The organism is Mucilaginibacter sp. BGA-UO-ETr-C110, assembly GCF_059567985.1.
In genome coordinates this window covers 2031627-2050943 of sequence record NZ_JCAQPB010000002.1, presented here as the reverse complement: position 1 = coordinate 2050943, position 19317 = coordinate 2031627, and the positions used below count along the sequence as shown (strand labels likewise).

Genomic DNA, 19317 nt, shown 5'->3' with positions numbered 1-19317 from the left:
GCAATAGCTAACCACCCTCTCCGCGCGGAGAAAATGGGCAACAAAAACCTTCCATAAATTATTAGAAAACTTAGCCCGGCGAGATCCGCAACCGTTTTTTCTTCTTTCGTTTTCGCTTCAACTCCCAGTCCATCGACTGCTGGCCGTTACCCGCATCCAGCAGCACCTCCGCCAAGCCTAATCCACTCACATTCCCGGTTTCAGTACCTGCAAAATCATGCGAAAAATCACGCCCTTTAACCCCGTTTGCGTAGCCGGCCTGACCCATTTTTTCCGATTCGCCGTTTTGTTTTTTCCCCTCACCTGCCCCCGTATTCAGGCAGCGTTCCCGGATTGCGTTGGCGCTGTAAGCTTTGCCTAAATTACTGCCGTTAAAAACACATTTACTCCAGTGGTCTACGTAGGTGACACCATAAATCAAGCCCTCTTCATTTCTTCGAAGCACCGTATCGATTCCTTGCTTTTTCAAAGCGGCAACCAAACCTTCAAAGATTTTATCACGCCCGAACAAATACAGGTCTATCGCATTTTTTAAGCGAAGCTTTGCTTTTGGGTCGTCCTTTGCCAGCTTGTTCGCTTCAAACTTCCCCTCTAAAAACTTCAGTGTCGTATCTTTAAAAAACAAGCTCGCCTTAATCGGCACCCCGACCTTGTTACCCTTTTCGTCCAGCACCCGGTAAACCAAACCGCTGTGCCGGAAAATACGCGAGTTTTCTTCGCCACGGTCTGCTAGGATATTGTATTGCCGTAACACTGCATTTAATTCCGCCAATGAAGCATATTTGTATAAAGGCAGGACTGTTTGCAATACATTACCGATGGCGCGTTTGGTCTCTGATTTTCCATAAAGCACGCGTGCCGCATTGACCGGTTTCAGCTTATAAGCCCGCTGCAACTTGCTTTCTTCGGCCTTAATTAAACCATATTTAATTTCGATTTCTTTCCGCGCCGGTTCCGATTTACGCTTCCCTAAATTATGCAGGTGTATGGCTTTGCCATCCTGTTGGATATTCGTTGTTACGATGTGTAAATGCGGGTGCCCCGCATCCTCATGCCGGTACAATAAATAAGGCTGACCCGCGAAACCAAGCTTATCCAGATACTCCTCCGCAATAACTTTTAATAAATCATCCGGCAGCTTTTCTGACGGGTCGAAATTGAGCGAAATATGGACACTGTTATACTTCGTCCGCTGGTTCAATTCCGTCAGCATTTCCAGCCGCCGCTGCTTCTGGTGAAAGTTTAAATCAGCGGCATCCACGGGGTAAAACCCCGCCTCTAAACAGACGGCTAAACCTGCCTTTACCTTCTGCTCATTGTAGTTTAAAACATTGCGCAGACTGGTCGATTGGTGGATCACTGCAACCATGCTGAAGACAATAATTTTAAACGGCTCTGGATGCTTTCAACTGCTGCAAAAAAGCGTTCCTTATCGCGTTCAAAACGGCGCAGCCACTCCTGCATCTGCGGTGAATGATCAAGCATATTTAAGCGGTGCACGGCCTGGTTAAAGTTCACCCCGATAGCATTCAATTCACGCCGAAGCAAAGCCATTTCTTCCAGCAGTTCATCTTTGGATTGATCACGGGTAAACACGGTAAAAGACTTCCCGAATAACAACCGCCGGACATACTCGCTCAGCTTGCGTACTGTCGACCGCTTCCAGTTCTTTTCCAATTCACCGTATTCATCAGCCGTTAGGCGCAAACCGATAATCCGCTTCCTGCCTGTATCTTTCTCACCCATTATCCATCCTCCGCACAAAATCCAAAATCACAAAAATCAACAGCTCACACTAAGCAGCATACATCCAAAACCAGATTCCTAACCGCCCCCGACTTCGGAGGGGGGCGGCAAGATTTCAATTGTTGTTAAACAATTGTACATCTTGCCAATTGCAAAACGGGCAATCTCCCTCCAGCTATTTAGTTGCAAAAGACATTCTCCTGATATCGGCTGATTTACCTGATTTTGGGCTTTAATTGTTTTTTAGGTAATAACTCTTTTTGTTTCAGCCAATCATTCAGATCCTTATAATTCACGTATAGCTTACTTTTGTCCTGGTAGTTTTCCTTTAAAGACAAAGCATACTTGGTGTAGGCTATACCTGTGGTATCCCGGTCAAGCCAGAGCATTTTAACCGGGTATGCAGATAGTACGGCACGGGCTCTTTCAAACATGGCTGCACCGTTTAATATGACACAATCAGCAGAACTCAAAGCATCATGTTGATGCAGCGTTTTGAAAGATAGAAAGTCCATGAACCCTTCGAAAATATGAACTTCTTTCGATCCGTTTTCAATGGTCGTTATGTCCTTTGGTGAGCTGCTGCATTTATAATAAGGATTTCGGATCTCAAAGCCGCCAGCATTGTTTTTGAATCCGATTCCGTAATAGGAATGCCCATCCAAATCATAGGTGACTTCTTTACAAAATTGGGCGGCAATGGATAGCGCTATATGCCGTTCCTGCAGGTAACGAATGAGCGGATAGGCATACAACTCACGTTCAGCAATGATCTTGATTTTGGGTTCCTGAGTTTCCTTACCCTGCCATACTGTACCATCATGATTTGGAAGCTGCTGAAGCGAGAGGTCACTGTTGAATTTCTCCAGTAATTCTTCCTCCGAGCATTTAAAATAAAGGATACCAAAGTCGATAAGATTACCGCCTTTGCCCATGCCGTGATCATACCAGCGATTCATTCTCCGGTTGATTTTAAAACTGGCTTCGCCTTCATTCCGCAAAGGCGAAAGATACCAATGATCGATCCCCTTTTTGATGTATTCGGGCTGATATCCCAAAGACGCAAGGAAGTCGACCATGTCCATATCCCTGACTTGTTTCCGATTATATTGTTGTTGTCTGAAATCCATCTCTTCACTTATCTAATCCACTGTTCCCGAAATTCTAAACGAAAATACAGGCTAAGATCCGGATTCACCCATCCTCGCTATATTATAGCGGGGATGGGTGAATCCGGTAATATGAATAAGCAAAAAAGAAGAGCTGTTATAACAGCCCTTCTTCTGCAAATGAATAATAACCTTCTGTGGTGATAATCAGGTGGTCCTCAATTTTGATATCCAACACCTTTCCGGCTTCGCAGATCTTGCGTGTCAGCGCGATATCTGCATCACTGGGTTTCAGGCTACCGGAGGGATGGTTATGGGCGAGGATCAGACCGGATGCATTACCTTTCAGCGCTGCGGTATAGATTAACTTGACGTCAGCTATAGTACCCGATACACCGCCTGTAGAGATCTCTAAAATGCCCAGTATCCGGCAGGCCCGGCTCAGCAGCATAATCTTGAATTGTTCTACAAATTCAATCTTGTTCTCACTCCATGATTCCAGGAAGTACTGATAAGCTGTCTTGGATTCCTGTACCAGTGGACGGTCTGAGGGTTTGATAAAATTGCGATAAACCAGTTCCACTTCTGCTACTCTTGACAACGCTGATGAATTCCATACATTTTCCATGATCTTTGATTTTAATGGTAAGCATTAAATTATTTGGCAGGGGATACCGGCAGGTGCAGAGCAAGGGCAAAAAGCAACGCAATAAATGTGGGGTAGAAGGGGAAAAGCCTGTGTTTATGGCGGAATTTTTTGTCCGCCCCGAGGCACGCTGCCGAACTTTGCAGTAATGATTAATGCTACTCTATCCCCGCTATATTTCGATGAGGATCAAAAGGATGCAAGCAACTAACTTTACCGATTATCAATTTAAATGAAACTTATGCTGACAACGAAGGATGTGGCCCGGGTTTATGATACACTGCTGTGTATTCCCGGCATGAATGAAGCGGTGAAGATCGATGTCAAGATCAACCGAAAGACGGTTTTATTATTACATAGTGTGATTGAACGCGGATTAACCGCCAAAGATGAGGAGCAAACCCAGGGCTTGCTGGAATTGATCCCCAAAGAAACCGTAGAGGAATTGAAAGAGTTTTCAGAGGAATGCCTGAAGCGGGCGGGTCTTACGGAACTAAGTACAAAAATTAAAGACTTGCATTCCAAGTAAAACAAAACAACGCAGAAGCAGACTGCCTAAAAACTTATTTGTTTCTGCGTTGCCAAACTCCGTGCCTCAAAACAAAATGATGATTTCTCCTGAATTACAGTTGCCTTTAAAAGGAATGCTATTGGGGTGACGGTATTCGGCAAAGGAAAAGTATAATTGTCTTTCTGTAGGAATGTTTTTTGGCAGGCTTTGCTATCTTTGCCGCATGACGGATGAGGAGATTATCGAATATTTTAAGACAGCGGTATTACCGAATACGCTCCGGTTGGATAGGGCGTGTACCCAACATGAAGTTAAAATATATGTGCCCAGTAATATAAAACTGATGTTGAGTAATCCTAAGGACGGTGGCGCAAGGCATCGGCTATTACAAATCATCAATGCGTTGAAGCATCCGTATGATGGGCCAGAGATCCCCAGCCGTTAATAGCGTAAGAATATCTTGCAAGATGTCCTGCCATTACAATATAGGCTATAGATAAATGATCACACTATCCGTATTTAATGCCCTGGATGAAAACGCCAAAGCCGAGGCGGTATGGAGCGGAACATTTCTGGCCGATAGAGAACATGACGCCCTTAAAATTCAGCTGTACAGTCTGGAGCATTTTTATGTAGAGGTGTTTATGTAAAGCTACACATTATGTAAAGGAATGAGCTTTAAACTCCTTTTCAAAGCCCATCCTCTACTATTGAACTTTACATAACTTTTCAATATTTATGCTGCAATTCTTTTAGCCAGCCAAGCAGTTCACCGTTTTTCTGCCACGACGATTTTCGTTCAGTAACAATGGTTGGATTCATTTTTTTCAAGGCGTCCTCTTTCATTTGAGTACTCACTTTAGCATAAACCTCGGTCGTGGTAACCGAAGAATGACCAAGAAAGTCTCTAATATAGATAAGGTTGATACCTGCCTCCAGCATGTGAATGGCTTTGGAGTGCCGGAGGGAATGGCAACCGATGCCGTCCGGAACTATGGCGGCATTTTTCAACCGGGCCATATTCGTGTATTTTTTGACGATCATTAATAACGCCGCCCTGGATAGTTTGCCGTTCTGCGGGTTACTGAATAAAGGATAGACACTTTTATGTGGCTCAAACAGCTCACATTCGTTCATGTAACGGGTCAGGTTTCTTGTTTGGTTTTCGGACAGCGGAACGATACGCGATTTGCTGCCCTTGCCGCTTAGCTTGACTGTTACCGTACCTTCAAAGCGAAAGTCGGCAGGTGTAAGATCAGCGATCTCCTGTACCCGTGCCGCGCTGTCGTACATTAAGCCCAGCAGCGCCAGGTCGCGCATGCCGATCCTGGTGACCATATCCGGTTGTTTTAGCAGCAGCCTTATTCCATCAATAGACAGGTAAGCCATGTCCGGTGCAGAAGTTCTTTTAAAAGGAATGGCCAGAATATCCTGCCATACGCTCATGCCGGCAACATCCCGGTACTGCATATACTTAAAGAATGAATGCAGCGTGGCCAGTCTGGCATTTCGTGTTGATACTGTGCAGCTTCGTTCCTTTTCCAGCCATTTGAGAAAGTTAATGATCCGTTCTTTAGTAATATCCTTCAAATACAATCTGTCAGGGCTAATGCCTTCTTCGGCTTTAAGGTATTTAAGCAGTAGCATGAAGCTTACACTGTAAGTTTGGATCGTGTTGGGCGATACGCCGCATTCAAGCGGCAGGTATTGGGTAAGATAGTCGGTCAGGTATTTAGAAAAGTCTGTTGGTTTCATATTGATTGTTTTAATGGGTTTTTATTCTGTTATGGTTTCCGGGAACACATGGCGGTAAGCCGCGTCGATTTTATGCAGGATGCCGGGAAACATTTCATTGGTCAAACGAACATATCCGTTGGTAGCTTTAATGTGCTGATGCCCCATGTAAGTAGATAATACGGGCATCGAGCAATAAAGATCTATGCCTGCTTCTGACATTTTAAGCAGGGACTTAACGCAGAATGTGTGTCGCAGATCGTGCAGCCGGGGGCCTTCTTTACGTCCCCGGTACGGGATACCAGCTTTATACATGATCGTCCGGAAGTGCTCGTAGATCGTGCAGCGCTGACATTGGCTGCCGCCTAAAGCAGTGAAAAAGTAGGCATCCGAATCTGTATTCATCAATTGTGTTTGCTTAAAAAGGAAGTGGTCTTTGCAGACTTCCACGAGTGTTGCCGACATGGGTACCATCCGATCCTGCCCGTTCTTACAGTTACGAAGCATTAGAAAGCCTTTACCCAGGTTGACATCACGATGTTTGAGATTTAAAGCTTCGCCAATACGAATGCCGGTGCTGTAGAGCATCCGGAGCAGGGCGGGCATTACCCAAACCTGCGCCAGTTTGTTTCTCGATTTTAGCATGAGTTTATTGCTGGCCTCAAAGATCCGGTTGATCTCGTCGCTGGTAAAGATATGCGGGATGAACTTGCATTTGCGGGGAGGCAGCTTTGGCGTGTAGGAGTTATAACCCATAATCTGCAAGTAATAAGAAAACTGGCGCAGCAGGTGTATTCTTCCGTAACGGTTATTATCCGATTCTTCCGTCTGCGGTAAACTCCATTCATCAAACACCTCTTTTGGCACCCCCTGTGAAGTGTCTTCGGGTAACGAGTGCAAGCGGTGTATCACATTTAACCTGCCTGCTACGTCTTTCATTTTAAAGCCCAGGGTTTGTTTGTAGGCCACATACTGTTCGATGAGTTCAGTATAGATGCCATAACTATATCGCTTGTTCATAAAGGTTGGTGTAAAAAGATGATGGAACACAGGGAACTTCTAACGCACATTGCTTCAATTGTTCAAAGTCTACCCGGAGATAAGGCATGGTTGATGCAGTGCTGGAATGACCGAGTATGGAAGAGATAACCGGCATAGGTTCATGCAGTCCGAGCAGGTTACTGGCCAGGCTGTGCCGCAAAGCATGCGGGCCGTGTTTGCGTTCTTCGTAAGCTATATCAGCTTTACGCATATGCTTGGTGATCACTTTATGAATGGTGACCAACTTACCAAAAGGAGGTCTTGCCGCCAGGAATATATAAGGCTCATTAACCTCCGGCCGACCAAACTTTAAGTAATCGATGATCGCATTGCCTACTTCTTCGGATAGCGGCAGTTCCACTTTTTTAGTTGTTTTCCGTTGTACTATGCTTATCCTGTTGCTGGGCCAGTTCAGGTTACAGTGCCGTAGCCCCATGATATCTGAACCGCGCAGACCGTAACGAGCTGCCAACAGCACAATGGCAAAGTCACGTTTGCCTGGCGCATTACTTCTGTCAATAGCATTGATGAGCCGTTCCACCTCTTCGCGTGAATAAACCGATGGCATTTTCGGCTGCTTGATGGTTCTTGGCTTTAGTATCGATGTCCAGTATAGCGGTTTATTATTTGTGAGTATGTTTTTACCGCATAGGAAAGTTAGAAACATGCCGGTCTGCTCGATCACCCGGTTCTTTTCTTTGATCTTTTGTGTCATATCCAGCCTTGACAAGTATCGCACAAGATATGGCCCGTCAATGGTGGTGATCTCTTGTTTGGATCTCAGCAGGTCATCATAAAGCGGGTATAAGCGGTACCGGTACAAGCGCAGTGTTGGTGGCGCACAGGTTTCGGTTTTGTACACCAGGAACTCGTTAAACAACGCACCCAGTTTACCGGTGAATGTAAAGTCGGGTTTCTTTTGGATGTTCGGTGGCAATGTGTGATTTAATTGGTAGTACCATAAGACTGTGGTGTAGTAGATGTAATTCTTTTCGTGCATTTTCAGATCATCATAAGGACGATCGCCAAACCAGTTTTTGATGAAGGCTTCGCCAACATCTTTGGTGAATGCCGTAATGTTTTGCGCGGTCATGTAATCCTGAATGCGCCGCCACGTCAGGTGATAACTTTCTAAGGTTGTCGGACGAAACTTCTTTCGTTTAAGCAGTCTGCTTGTGCCGGCTATCAATGCCGGTAGATCTGTGTTTACTTCCATAATGAATGTAGATTATTGGTTTACAATACTTTCTACGTTTCTTATGGTATATCGATCAACGAACACAGATATTTGTATTTAAGCAATTGCTTAAATGCTTATATTTGCTGCCATGGATAGTTGCACACGAATATTTGCGGACAGCGGGCAGATCAATAACTGCCGGGAGGCCGTGAAAACACATCAGCAGGCTTTTACTGATCTTGCACAGGTCGTGGCCTTAGCAGGCAATGAAGTTCGTTTAAAGATATTATTCCTGTTGGGACAGGAGCAGGAACTGTGTCCCTGCGATTTAAGTGATATCCTTACCATGACGATTCCGGCCGTATCGCAGCACCTGCGTAAACTAAAGGATGGCGGCGTTATCCGTTCGCGCAAAGTCGGGCAAACAGTTTTCTATTCGATTAACCCTGCGCAAATCCCCTTGTTGCAACCATTCTTCCAGATCATACAGGAACCATTAACCGAAGCAAAAGCATGAAAGAAGCAACTCAAAAGGGCTGGATCGGTGGAATAATCGCCGCAATAGCCGCCTCCCTTTGCTGTATCGCACCCTTGTTGGCCATCTTTGGCGGATTAAGCGGCGCCGCTACTTATTTTAACTGGATAGCGCCTTACCGGCCTTACCTGATCGGTATCACGGTACTGGTATTTGCTTTTGCCTGGTACCAGCAATTGGTAGTTACGCCGAAAAAAGAAAAAGATTGCTGTGTTCCTGCCAGTCGTTCCTTTTGGCAATCCAAAAAGTTCCTGCTGATCGTGACTGTGTTTGCAGCTGTACTGACCGCCCTTCCTTATTATTCTGCGCTATTCTACAAGGCTCCTCCAAAAACAACTGCTGTTGCTTTGCAAAGCAACTTTAAGTCGATCAGGCTGAATATAAAAGGCATGGGCTGTGCGGATTGCACCAAACATATTGACGGCTCGCTGATGAGCCTTAACGGTGTAACTTCCTCCAACACCTCATTTGAAAAGGCACAAACCATCGTTCAATATGATCCTGATAAAACCAATGCGGACAGTATTAACCATAAGATCAAAGAAATAGGCTATCAGCCAACCCTCATTAAACAAAACTAACATGGCTGCGACCATCCAACTTAATTCGGTAATTACCTGTCCTAACTGTGGCTTTCAGAAAGAGGAAGAAATGCCTACGAATGCCTGCCAGTACTTCTATGAATGCGAGGCCTGTAAAACGAACTTAAAGCCGCTGGCTGGTGATTGCTGTGTTTTTTGCAGTTACGGTACAGTGAAATGCCCGCCGATACAGCAAGGTACTTCTTGCTGCGGCTAAACTAAGTTACGATCTCGTAAAAAGTGATCAGGTTGCCGTGCAGGTCAAGTGTGGGGAAATCCCGGTGTCCCCAAATCTGATCTTCCACTACGGTCTCGGCATTGTAGATCACGCCCGTTGCTTTCATTTCCTTATAAAGCTCATCTATCCCGGTCACCTGTATGCGGCAACTGGCGGTTCCCGCTAAGAAACTTTCCGCACCACAGGTGATTGGCCGGAAAACGAGCCAGAACTTGTAGCGCCAGGATTGGTTACAAGCTGCCCAAAGGTGGATATCTACGCTATTCCGAACTAAGATGGCAAAGGCGCCCTCCTGGTAACGCGCTTTAAAACCCATTTTACTTTCATAAAATGCTACTGCCTTGGCAATGTTTACGACCGGTAAAGCCGGGATGCTTTGTTTGAAGTCTATCATGGTTTGCTAAGCCGTTAATGTCTTGACGTATGCGAGCGTGTCGGCATCCAAAACTGCCTTATCCGCCCCGGCGTTCAAAAGCAAGTGAATACAGGCTATTTGATTATGCTGGTTACCACTGTCGCCGGAAGTTAAAGTATGCACTGCCCAGCCTATTGGTGTAGAATTGAAAGTTGTATCCTGTTGGTTGATGTTTGCGCCTTTCGCGATTAGAGCAGCGACCAGCTGATCACGGCCGCAGAAAGCAGCCCAATGCAGCGCGGTAGCTCCATCATGGTCTGCATAAAAGATATCGGCTCCCTGTTCAATATAGAATATTCCCAGCTTTTCAGCATGAAGACTGGCGGCCGCTATGAGTGGTGTGTTTTGGTCACCGGATGATTTGTAACCATTGATATCTGCCCCAAACTCCAACAACACTTTTGCGATCTCAATTGCTTTTTCATCAGTGATCGCTCCGGCAAATACTACGTCGCATATCCGATGAAGGGGATGCCCTTTCATCTCCGGCTGAGCGTCGCTACATGGAACGCCGGTATTGGCAATATCTGGATCAGCCTCAAGTACAGCCCTTAGCTGCTGAAGATCCTCTTGGGTAACTAACTTGAATAACTGGCTTGCCAACATCGTCGCATTGTTTATCTCAAAGCTAAAAATATTACTTATTGAATTATATAGCAAATAAAACGATGGCTAAATATTGAAAAGTTATGTAAAGTTATAATCACACGAATGGGCTTTGACAAGTGGTTTAAAGCTCATTCCTTTACATAATGTGAGGCTTTACATAAACACTTTTATGTAAACGTTTACATAAAGGTATTTTATGATCCTGTTGAAAATAAAATTACAAGGTTTCATGCGTTTAGCTCCATTAGTCTGTTAGCTCCTTATCTTTAAGTTTCCTGTTTATCTGATCCTTGAAAAGCGATTACTTGAAATTCCTTCCTTTGGGAAATACCTCATTGGCTGAAGTCTCCAGCACCTGACTTTTCTTATTTGCCGCAGGATATGGGGCGCTTTTTTCATCTGCCCGTGACAGCGTCAGCAGGGGTAGGTCGTCCTGTTTCTGCAATACCAACTCATGCAATAGTTTAGAAAGATCGAAACAACGTGTAACAATCACGTGAACGACAATACCCTCACGCTGGAGCCTGCCTTCCACCATCAGGAGTCTGGCCTGTAATATTTCCTTACGGTAGGTGTCAAATAGTTTTTCAAAAACAACCAGGTTCGTAAAGCCGGTTTCATCTTCTATGGTAATGAAACAAACACCGCCAGCTGTTCCCGGTCTTTGCCTGACCAATACCAAGCCCGCTACTTTGATCAATTGTCCCATCTGTACGTCAGTGTTGACCGTCTTCGTCTGTAGAATATGAAGCATATTCAACTTATCCCGTATAAAGCTGACCGGATGCGCTTTTGTTGATAAACCGATGGAAGCATAATCCTGTACAACGTGTTCACTTAAACTCATAAACGGCAATTTAATTTGTGGTTCTTTCGTGCTTTCAGAGGGCTGCCCCTCAAACAAGGCAATAGGTTTGTCATTCAATGCGGGCACTTCCCATAAAGCCTCCCTGCGATCAAGACTCAATGACCTGAACGCGTCGGCATCTGTTAGCCTTTCGATCGTAGCCTGGGAAACACCGGCATCACTTAACTGACTAATACTGGTATAACCGGATTTCCGGTTGCTCAGTAAACTGGTGATCTCCTCTTCGCGTATGCCTTTAATCTGCCGGAAGCCCAGGCGGATCGCATAGTATTTTCCTGATTTTTCCTCCAGGAAATTATCCCATTGAGAGTAGTTCACATCTGGAGGGCGCACCTCAACCGTATGTTTTTCTGCATCAATTACGATCTGTGCCGGCTGATAAAAGCCCATAGGCATGCTATTGAGTAGCGCTGTGGCAAAGACATCCGGATAATAGCATTTCAGCCAGCAGGAAACATATACTAACAACGCGAAGCTGGCAGCATGACTTTCCGGGAAGCCGTAACTGCCGAAGCCTTCGAGCTGTTTAAAAATGCGACGGGCAAAAGCTTCTGTATAACCTTTGGCCATCATGCCGTCAATAAGCTTCTTTTCATACTGATTGACCAGCCCCTTAAATTTAAAGGTGGCCATACTCCGACGCAAGCCATCTGCTTCGGCTGGTGTAAAGCCTGCGGCGACAATAGCGATTTTCATGGCCTGCTCCTGGAATAAAGGAACACCTAAGGTTCTGCCCAGGATGTCTTCCAGTTCTTTGGATGGATAATCGATTGGTTCTTCCTTATTGCGTCTTCGTAGGTAGGGATGAACCATATTTCCCTGTATAGGACCCGGGCGTACGATGGCGACCTCGATCACCAGGTCGTAAAAACATACCGGTTTTAAGCGGGGCAGCATGGACATTTGTGCGCGACTCTCGATTTGAAAAACACCTAGTGTATCAGCCAGTTGGATCATTTGATATACAACCGGATCATCCTGCGGGACGTTGGCTAATGTCAGATTTAGTCCATAATGTTGTTTGCAAAGATCAAATGCCTTGCGGATACAGGTCAGCATACCCAAGGCCAAAACATCTACCTTTAAGAAGCCGAGCGCATCGATATCATCTTTATTCCATTCGATATTGGTCCGATTCTCCATGCGAGCGTTCAAGATAGGGCAGAGGTCGGTGAGTTTGCCCTGGGTGACCACGAAACCGCCGGTATGTTGGCCGAGCTGACGGGGAAAGCCCATCATTTGCGCGGTCAGTTCTAATGTCTTTTTGAGATTAACATCATCCGGATTTAAGCCCTGAGCTTTCAATAATTTACCTTCGAACCATTCGTCTGTATGTTCCCAAATAGAATTCGATAGGCGATTGATGGTATCTACGGATAGGCCCATCACTTTCCCGACATCACGGATAGCGCCTTTCTGATGTTGCTGGGTAACTGTCGCTACGATGGCCGCTCGGTCACGGCCGTATTTATCATAGATGTATTGTATGATTTCTTCGCGGCGCTCGTGCTCAAAATCCACATCGATATCAGGCGGTTCATTCCTGGCGGAGGATATAAAACGTTCGAATAAAAGATCAAATTTAGTGGGGTCAACGGATGTTATGCCCAAACAAAAACACACTGCCGAGTTGGCGGCTGAGCCACGTCCCTGGCAAAGGATACCACGGGACCGGGCTTCTCTCACGATATCTTCTACAAAGAGGAAATAATTCGCATAGTCCATTTCTTTAACAAAGCGGAGCTCGTGGTTGATGCTGTTGACGATCTTTTCTGGAATGATCTCCCCGTATATGTTGCGGGCACCCTCCCAGGTCAAGTGTGTGATTTCTTCCAATGGTGTCCGCCCGCTCCGGTTGATCTCTTCAGGGTAAACGTATTTCAATTCATCCAAAGAAAAAGTGCAGGCATCGGCAATCTCCCGGGTGTTTTCTATGGCTTCCGGGTAGGGGCGGAAAATACGTTCCATTTCCTCTATGGGTTTTAAATAACGCTCTGCATTCATATGCAAGCGAAATCCGGCCTCCTGTATTGTGCATTTTTCACGCACACAGGTGAGTACATCCTGCAACTCGCGCCGACCGGGTTCGTGGTAGTGTACGTCGTTTGTCGCCACCATAGGTATATACAGCTTTTCAGCAAGCTGGGCGATTCGGAACAGTTTCTTTTGATCATCTCCCTGGTAAGTCCTGCTGGCAGCAATGTATAGCTCGGTTCCCAGTTCCTTCCGGTATTCCGCTAACAAATTCTTAAAACTTTTATCAAAATCAAAACGCCTGTTGAGCATGTCCGGTGGAATAACTACGAATTTGATTCCTTCCGTATTGGCATACACGTCGGCTTTATAAAGAAAACATTTTCCCTTCTCCGCGCGGAGGTTACCCATAGATAACAATGCCGAAAGTCTGCCATAAGCAGCGGCATTAGTTGGAAATGCCAGGAGACTTGGGCCGTCAAGCAGGTCAAGCCTGCAACCGGGAAGAAGCCGGATGTTATTCGCTTTGGCAGCGACATGCGCACGTACGATGCCCGCCATCGTATTCCTGTCGGTAATAGCAATCGCAGTATAGCCTAAAGCCGCGGCCTGTTCGGCCAGCTCATTGGGGTGTGAGGCACCCCGTAAAAAACTAAAATTGCTGGTTACCTGTAATTCCGTATATCCCATCGCACTCCTCCTTCACGCAAAAAAACCATGTATAAACCATTGATAGGGTTTGTTGCCCACATAATGGCCCGAACGGAAAAGCCAGTAGCGCTGACCTTTCTCATCTTCCACCTGGTAATAGTCCCGGTGTTCACCCTCGTCCAGCCACCATTCCCGTTCGATACGTTCGGGGCCGTCCGCTTTCTCAATATGATGTACCGTGCCTTTATACCGGAATAACATCGGTGGGTAATCGGGAACGGGTGCAGACACTTCAATCAATTCCGGCTGTGGTAGTAATTGGGTAGGGCGGGGTTTGTCCATCTGCCAGTTGTTTAACCGCTTTTCCTGTATCGCCGCATTTTTAATGGAGCGTTCCGGCCAGTAATGCTGTTGGGGGAGATAACGATGAATCTTACCGGATCCCACCTTTCCGGCTGCGCGGTCCAGGAACTCCGCAATACTTTGATTGTCTAGTCCGGGCTTACCTGCCCATAGGGCATCCTGGGTCAGCGGCACGTCTTCAACCTTCGCCGCTTCCAATGTAAAAAGTTCAATACCCAACGCCGGTGTGATGGAGGCGATTTTAAGTTCCAATAGTTTGAACAGGTGTCCTACACTGTGTGTCGGACGATTGGTCCCGATCTCGACCTGCTCCAGCTTACCGTCGATACGGTATCCCCGTAATATCGCGGTGCGCAAACCTTTACCGTCCTGCCGCAAATGGAAACAAAGTTGTTCAAGCAGTCGCTGGATGGCGATCTCAATGCCTGTTTTCGTTTTGATGGGTTCCAGACATGGCAACCGCTCTTCATAGATAACCGGGTTTTGCAGCATAAGGATCACTTCATCTTCGCTGCCCAGCGCCTGGCCTAACCGGAGTAACAAGGCCTCACCAAACCTGCGACGTAAAACCGACCGGGGCATACCGATGAAGCTTTTGATTTGGTAAAATCCCAGTTTCCTCAGCCGCTGTAATATGTTTTCTTCCAGCCGTAATGAGGCTGGCGGCAGGGATAATAAAGCATTAGCCTGTTCACCTTCCGGAATGATCGGTGTAATTTGCCCATAACGGGAGATCGCCCAGGCGGCTCCAACGGTATCTGCGATTGCGCACCGTACCATATAACCTTTGCTTTTGAAACGGGAAACAATTTCTTTTAAATATTCCCGCTCCCCACCCCAGAGATGAACGCAGCCGCTGATATTCATCACCAGCCCGTCGGAACCATCTATAGCAACAACCGGGGAATACCGGATGCACCATTCTCCCAAAGCTTTCAATAGTTTTTCATTACGCCCCGGTTTGTCATCGATAACCTCCAGACCGGGAACAATGGCTTTGGCATCGGCGGCCCGCATCCCGGTTTCGATGCCCTGCTTTTCCGCCTCACTGCTAACCGCTGTGATGATCAGACGGCCATGATCAGGTATGACAAAAACAAAAGGCAGGTGCTTTAATTCCGGCCTTCGCAAAGTCAGCCAGTCAGTCGTCAAATGACGAAACCATATTGAAATAAAACGTGCGGCCATGATGCTTATCCAACCTGACGTAAGTGTTTTGGTAAATCAATTGCCGTATTCTTCTTAACAAGAGGTGTGAACCGGTCTTCGGCCCATTCCACCTCATAAGTACCCGGATCGCCATTTCGTACTTTTAACAATTCTACTTTCCAGCGCGGGAAACCAATCCCCGGCATTTGATCTTCTGTTTCACTGGGTATAGGTGCAATTTTCCAACGGGCGACACAGGCCGTGGTATTCAGTTTTCGTTCGTCTCCTCTCAATATAAAACCGGTTACCCGGCTGAGTTCCACCGCCAGTTGCAAACGGCGCGATTGGGTGAAACTAATTTCATTCAATTCACCCACCACAGCGGCCAATCCCTCGCATTTAAGTGCTTCCTCCATTACCCACAAAACTTCCTTTTCGTTGCTCAGGTCAAAAAAGATAATGCGGTCAGGCTCGACGCCAAAAGCTTGTAATGAACCAGGGAACAGCCGGCGTGATACACTGATCCACACACAAATGCCGCCCTCCTGCATCAGGGACCCCAACAGACCACCTAAAAAACCGCCGCAGGCTGCTGCATGTTCGGGTATGGTATTGATAAATTCATGAATCACGCCTTTCGGGAATACACCATTGGGAAAAGCGGCTTCCACCGGCCCCAGTCCAATCAAATCCTTTTGACCTGACAGGCCTGGCTTAAAGCCCTCCCATAAAAGGATGTCTTTTTGCAGTTGACTGATTCTATCCTTTTTCGCGTTGTCCATAGCCTTATGTTTTATTTATTCATCATTGTTGTTGGTGTTAATCAAAAAACATCTTGCCTACAGCAATACTTGCTGCCCTGCCTGATGGTCTGTTAGGGGAGCTTTTGTGGTCCGGTTCGGGATTGATTTTAAACGTCCCCGGCCTGACAAAAAACAGACTACAAAACTAATGCTAAAAATATTAGTATTTCATTAACTTTGTAAAATATTTTTTTCAATGGAACAATTAAGCTTTTTTGGAGAAGCAGGCCAGAGCAGGGGACTGCCGCAGGAGCTGCTGGAATACACGGCTGGATTTATTGACCAAACACAAAGTGACTTGTTGTTGCAGCGGTTTATCACGACTACACCCTGGAAGCAAAGCACACAGAAAATGTGGGATAAGGAATACCTGACGCCTAGATTAACTTCCTGGCATGGGGATGTAGGTACGGATTATTCAGTGTCGGGGAAGGTCTCTAACCCAAACCCATGGACTAAGGAACTTTTGTATATTAAATCGCTGGTGGAGCCATTAGCTGGTGTTATCTTTAATAGTGTCCTGCTGAATTATTACCGGGATGGGAACGATTCTGTAGCCTGGCACAGTGATCGGGAAAGCGTGTTGGGTAAAAATCCCATAATCGCCTCGGTGAGTTTTGGGCAGGTGCGTAGCTTTGATATTCGGAATAAAGTGGATCACCGTGAGCACTACTCCGTGCGGCTAGAACACGGTTCGTTCCTGCTTATGAAGGGAGGGCTACAGGAAAACTGGGAGCACCGGATCGCCAAATCCATCAAGCCAATGAAAGCCAGGGTGAATCTTACCTTCAGGGTGGTTATTTGAATTCATGAGGATATTGAAGCTATTATTATGATTTTAGATAAGATATACAAAAGAGAGCATAAAGTCATCCGGCTTGAATTTGGTCAATATCGTCAAATATACTCCTGGTAGTAGTAGCGGTAACTGGAGCTTCCGAAGAATCCAGTATCCTTTCGGGCCGTGTTTCATCATCATTAAAATGATTTTCCTCAACCCAGGCTTTGGCTTTGCTAATTTCGTCTTCCACCGTTTTAATGATCGACGCATCGCTTTTAAATTCGTTTAGCAGAATGTTCATTTTATCAAAAAAATCTTCCATGTGATCTTCTGAACTGTCATTGTTATAAGTTCTAAATTCATTTTCGGTTTTTTTTCTCAAATCATCGATATTTGATAAAAGCTGCAGTTTTACCTTTTCTTTTACAAAAGACAATTCCTCATTCATAAATACCGATTGCAGTTCCTCATTTTTTAAGAGATAAAGGTCATCACCATTGATTGTGAAATGACTGATATAGTCAACAAAGGTTTTTCGGTGTTCCTCTGGTAGCAAATGTTCCTGGTGCAATTTGATCACTAAATCAATTTCTGATGAGTAATAAAAACTCATTGCGGGCTTGAGTATCAAATCAAATATTTCTGGGTTACATTCAATGTATTGTCGGATAAATTCCGTCGATGATCGTCTTGATAAAAAAATAATAACCTTTCGCTTGGCACCCCAAAGCGAAAGAAGGCTGCTCTTATAGGCTTCTGATTTTTTAAATGAGGCGATACGATCGAGCACTAGTTGGAACATGCTTTTGGGGACGATTATCGCTTTTTCCATTCCTACGTTGCCGCAGGTTATCTGATCCATTATCTTTTCAATATCAGTTCCCTGTAAATATATCTCTAATTGTTCTGGACTTTTTGCCACTATGCTGGAGTAGGCGTCGCTGATAGTCGGGTGCTTAAATCGCCATATTGAATTATCCTCAATAAAAGTAAACTGTACTAAGCTATCCTTCATCGCATCCAGGGCTACGATGCAATTTCCCAAATCACTACCGAGGCGATTTAAGGCTTCTTCCTCTTCCGCTGCAAGCTCTATGGGGCTGATTAGTAGTCCCTTATTCATGTATATCAGCGCAAGTGCGGCTTTGCTATGTTTATCCAAATTTTTAATCACATCTTTCAGATGACCTTCCTGCTTATCTACGAATTCTAATAAAGTCGACTCACAAAGAAGCAGATTTTGGGTAAAAACTGGCATTGCTAAGCGTCTAGCCATTTCAGGAATAAACCTATGATGCGCTGCCATGGCCGGTAAAAAAGGTTTGATCTCTTGAATAAAGGACAAAGGTTGTTGACCAAGTTTTAAATGATTGTACAATATCTGCTCTTTTTCCTCCTTCTTCAATTTGTGTACATCGATGACCACCTGACTTTCATTAAATAAAGGAAAAGCCCCATCTTTCAAATCTGCACGGGCATGCCGATAAATATAATCCCGTGAGGTCATCACGATCTTTATGCCCTGTTTAAGCATGGCCTTTATCTGTAATAATTTACGGTTCCAAGCTGTCACAAGGTTTGATTCATATTGAGTCATGCCAAATGCATCATCAATCCAATAAAATTGTGTCGCATCTTCTGGATTCCAATTCTCGCGAATCTGTTCTGGACTATCTAGTTTAATCGTTGACAATCCCCATTGATCAAGCGCGGCCATGGCTAGCATGGAGGCAATCGTAGTTTTCCCTGATGCAGCTTCACCGATTATCAGCACAAAGCCATGATCACTTAATGCTTTAGCCGCTTTATTATAGGCGGAGGTCATAACGATTTTAGATAGATCATCACGCATCGAGGCTAATAATTGCTTGGATTGCGCATATGCGCGTTCATCTAAGATCTGGCTCAAGTCACCTAGCCCATATACTCTTGGTACGAACATTCGTAGCCGTTTGCTTTCAGTAATTTGGGAAAATATCCACGTGCTGCCTAAGAGCAGGCTTTGTTTTACTCCAAGTTCTGTCAACTTTTTTTTAAATGAAGACTCGAACCTGCCGGAAACGCCTGCGTTGGTCATTAATACATAACAATCACACTCGCCTTCTTCGACCAACCGTTGTATTTTTTCAAATTCCTCTATGAGATCACTTAATGACAAGTTGTGATCGGCCCTATTGGTGAACTTACACTGGATTATGAAATTTCCCTTGAGATCCTCTCCACCATTTTGTTGCCAAACACCCGAAAATGCGCCATCCTTACCCGCATCGTTAGTATCTAAAAAAGAAATTACAGTTTGTCCCAGTATCTCCCGACAGATATTTAGGCAAAGTTGCTGGAAAGCATGCCACCCTAATAAATGCAGATCATATTTTACCATTTC

Annotated in this window: 20 protein-coding genes; 7 read left to right on the top strand and 13 right to left on the bottom strand. The window is 45.4% G+C overall.

Features of this window, described 5'->3' with window-relative positions:
* Nucleotides 1-70: 70 nt before the first annotated feature.
* The 4 genes from AC57BQ_RS09610 to AC57BQ_RS09595 form a co-directional block, all read right to left on the bottom strand.
* On the bottom strand, nt 71-1369 hold the full coding sequence (locus AC57BQ_RS09610) for a relaxase/mobilization nuclease domain-containing protein (RefSeq protein WP_496406062.1): 1299 nt from the start codon (nt 1367-1369) through the stop codon (nt 71-73).
* On the bottom strand, nt 1357-1746 hold the full coding sequence (locus tag AC57BQ_RS09605) for a plasmid mobilization protein (protein ID WP_496406061.1): 390 nt from the start codon (nt 1744-1746) through the stop codon (nt 1357-1359). Before AC57BQ_RS09605 ends, AC57BQ_RS09610 begins: the two co-directional genes overlap by 13 nt.
* A 215-nt stretch (nt 1747-1961) precedes the next feature.
* Nucleotides 1962-2876 carry a DUF8464 domain-containing protein gene (locus AC57BQ_RS09600; protein WP_496406060.1) on the bottom strand — a complete coding sequence of 305 codons (915 nt, stop codon included), beginning with the start codon at nt 2874-2876 and terminating at the stop codon, nt 1962-1964.
* Between the two features lie 136 nt (nt 2877-3012).
* Nucleotides 3013-3483 (bottom strand): JAB domain-containing protein, encoded by a 471-nt coding sequence (locus AC57BQ_RS09595; protein ID WP_496406059.1) that lies wholly within the window; start codon nt 3481-3483, stop codon nt 3013-3015.
* 250 nt (nt 3484-3733) lie between these two features.
* Here AC57BQ_RS09595 and AC57BQ_RS09590 point away from each other — a divergent pair, with 250 nt between their 5' ends.
* The 3 genes from AC57BQ_RS09590 to AC57BQ_RS09580 all read left to right on the top strand — a co-directional run bounded on the left by AC57BQ_RS09590 (nt 3734) and on the right by AC57BQ_RS09580 (nt 4662).
* The gene (locus AC57BQ_RS09590) at nt 3734-4030 is read left to right on the top strand and encodes a hypothetical protein (protein WP_496406058.1); all 297 of its coding nucleotides are present in this window, start codon (nt 3734-3736) and stop codon (nt 4028-4030) included.
* Between the two features lie 172 nt (nt 4031-4202).
* Nucleotides 4203-4457 (top strand): DUF6965 family protein, encoded by a 255-nt coding sequence (locus tag AC57BQ_RS09585; protein ID WP_496406057.1) that lies wholly within the window; start codon nt 4203-4205, stop codon nt 4455-4457.
* 55 nt (nt 4458-4512) lie between these two features.
* Nucleotides 4513-4662 carry a hypothetical protein gene (locus AC57BQ_RS09580; RefSeq protein ID WP_496406056.1) on the top strand — a complete coding sequence of 50 codons (150 nt, stop codon included), beginning with the start codon at nt 4513-4515 and terminating at the stop codon, nt 4660-4662.
* Nucleotides 4663-4741: 79 nt separating this feature from the next.
* Here AC57BQ_RS09580 and AC57BQ_RS09575 read toward each other — a convergent pair whose 3' ends face one another.
* From AC57BQ_RS09575 to AC57BQ_RS09565, 3 genes are read right to left on the bottom strand one after another with little or no spacing between them, the layout of a single operon-like run.
* Nucleotides 4742-5767, bottom strand: coding sequence for a tyrosine-type recombinase/integrase (locus AC57BQ_RS09575; RefSeq protein WP_496406055.1), 1026 nt, complete (start codon nt 5765-5767; stop codon nt 4742-4744).
* Between the two features lie 21 nt (nt 5768-5788).
* Nucleotides 5789-6766: a tyrosine-type recombinase/integrase gene (locus tag AC57BQ_RS09570; protein WP_496406054.1), complete on the bottom strand. Its 978-nt coding sequence runs from the start codon at nt 6764-6766 to the stop codon at nt 5789-5791.
* Nucleotides 6750-8003: a site-specific integrase gene (locus AC57BQ_RS09565; protein ID WP_496406053.1), complete on the bottom strand. Its 1254-nt coding sequence runs from the start codon at nt 8001-8003 to the stop codon at nt 6750-6752. Before AC57BQ_RS09565 ends, AC57BQ_RS09570 begins: the two co-directional genes overlap by 17 nt.
* Nucleotides 8004-8097: 94 nt before the next feature.
* Here AC57BQ_RS09565 and AC57BQ_RS09560 point away from each other — a divergent pair, with 94 nt between their 5' ends.
* The 3 genes from AC57BQ_RS09560 to AC57BQ_RS09550 are packed head-to-tail and all read left to right on the top strand — an operon-like array spanning nt 8098 to nt 9300.
* Nucleotides 8098-8484 (top strand): ArsR/SmtB family transcription factor, encoded by a 387-nt coding sequence (locus tag AC57BQ_RS09560; RefSeq protein ID WP_496406052.1) that lies wholly within the window; start codon nt 8098-8100, stop codon nt 8482-8484.
* Nucleotides 8481-9083, top strand: a complete 603-nt coding sequence (merTP, locus tag AC57BQ_RS09555; protein ID WP_496406051.1) for a mercuric transport protein MerTP — start codon at nt 8481-8483, stop codon at nt 9081-9083. Before AC57BQ_RS09560 ends, merTP begins: the two co-directional genes overlap by 4 nt.
* Before the next feature lies 1 nt (nt 9084).
* Nucleotides 9085-9300 carry a GDCCVxC domain-containing (seleno)protein gene (locus AC57BQ_RS09550; protein WP_496406050.1) on the top strand — a complete coding sequence of 72 codons (216 nt, stop codon included), beginning with the start codon at nt 9085-9087 and terminating at the stop codon, nt 9298-9300.
* 1 nt (nt 9301) lies between these two features.
* On the opposite strand, the gene AC57BQ_RS09545 is transcribed toward AC57BQ_RS09550, so the two are convergent.
* The 5 genes from AC57BQ_RS09545 to AC57BQ_RS09525 all read right to left on the bottom strand — a co-directional run bounded on the left by AC57BQ_RS09545 (nt 9302) and on the right by AC57BQ_RS09525 (nt 16132).
* Nucleotides 9302-9715 (bottom strand): VOC family protein, encoded by a 414-nt coding sequence (locus AC57BQ_RS09545; RefSeq protein ID WP_496406049.1) that lies wholly within the window; start codon nt 9713-9715, stop codon nt 9302-9304.
* Between the two features lie 6 nt (nt 9716-9721).
* Complete coding sequence (locus tag AC57BQ_RS09540) at nt 9722-10219, bottom strand: ankyrin repeat domain-containing protein (protein WP_496406048.1); 498 nt, start codon at nt 10217-10219, stop codon at nt 9722-9724.
* Between the two features lie 427 nt (nt 10220-10646).
* Nucleotides 10647-13877, bottom strand: coding sequence for an error-prone DNA polymerase (locus AC57BQ_RS09535; RefSeq protein ID WP_496406047.1), 3231 nt, complete (start codon nt 13875-13877; stop codon nt 10647-10649).
* 12 nt (nt 13878-13889) lie between these two features.
* Entirely contained in the window at nt 13890-15389 is a 1500-nt protein-coding gene (locus tag AC57BQ_RS09530) for a Y-family DNA polymerase (RefSeq protein ID WP_496406046.1), read from the bottom strand.
* 5 nt (nt 15390-15394) lie between these two features.
* Nucleotides 15395-16132 (bottom strand): ImuA family protein, encoded by a 738-nt coding sequence (locus AC57BQ_RS09525; RefSeq protein ID WP_496406045.1) that lies wholly within the window; start codon nt 16130-16132, stop codon nt 15395-15397.
* Nucleotides 16133-16349: 217 nt separating this feature from the next.
* On the opposite strand from AC57BQ_RS09525, the gene AC57BQ_RS09520 reads away from it, so the two are divergent.
* Nucleotides 16350-16958: an alpha-ketoglutarate-dependent dioxygenase AlkB family protein gene (locus AC57BQ_RS09520; protein WP_496406044.1), complete on the top strand. Its 609-nt coding sequence runs from the start codon at nt 16350-16352 to the stop codon at nt 16956-16958.
* A gap of 64 nt (nt 16959-17022) precedes the next feature.
* Here the strand turns inward: AC57BQ_RS09520 and AC57BQ_RS09515 are convergent, their stop codons facing one another.
* Nucleotides 17023-19314, bottom strand: coding sequence for an nSTAND3 domain-containing NTPase (locus AC57BQ_RS09515; protein WP_496406043.1), 2292 nt, complete (start codon nt 19312-19314; stop codon nt 17023-17025).
* Between the last annotated feature and the right edge of the window lie 3 nt (nt 19315-19317).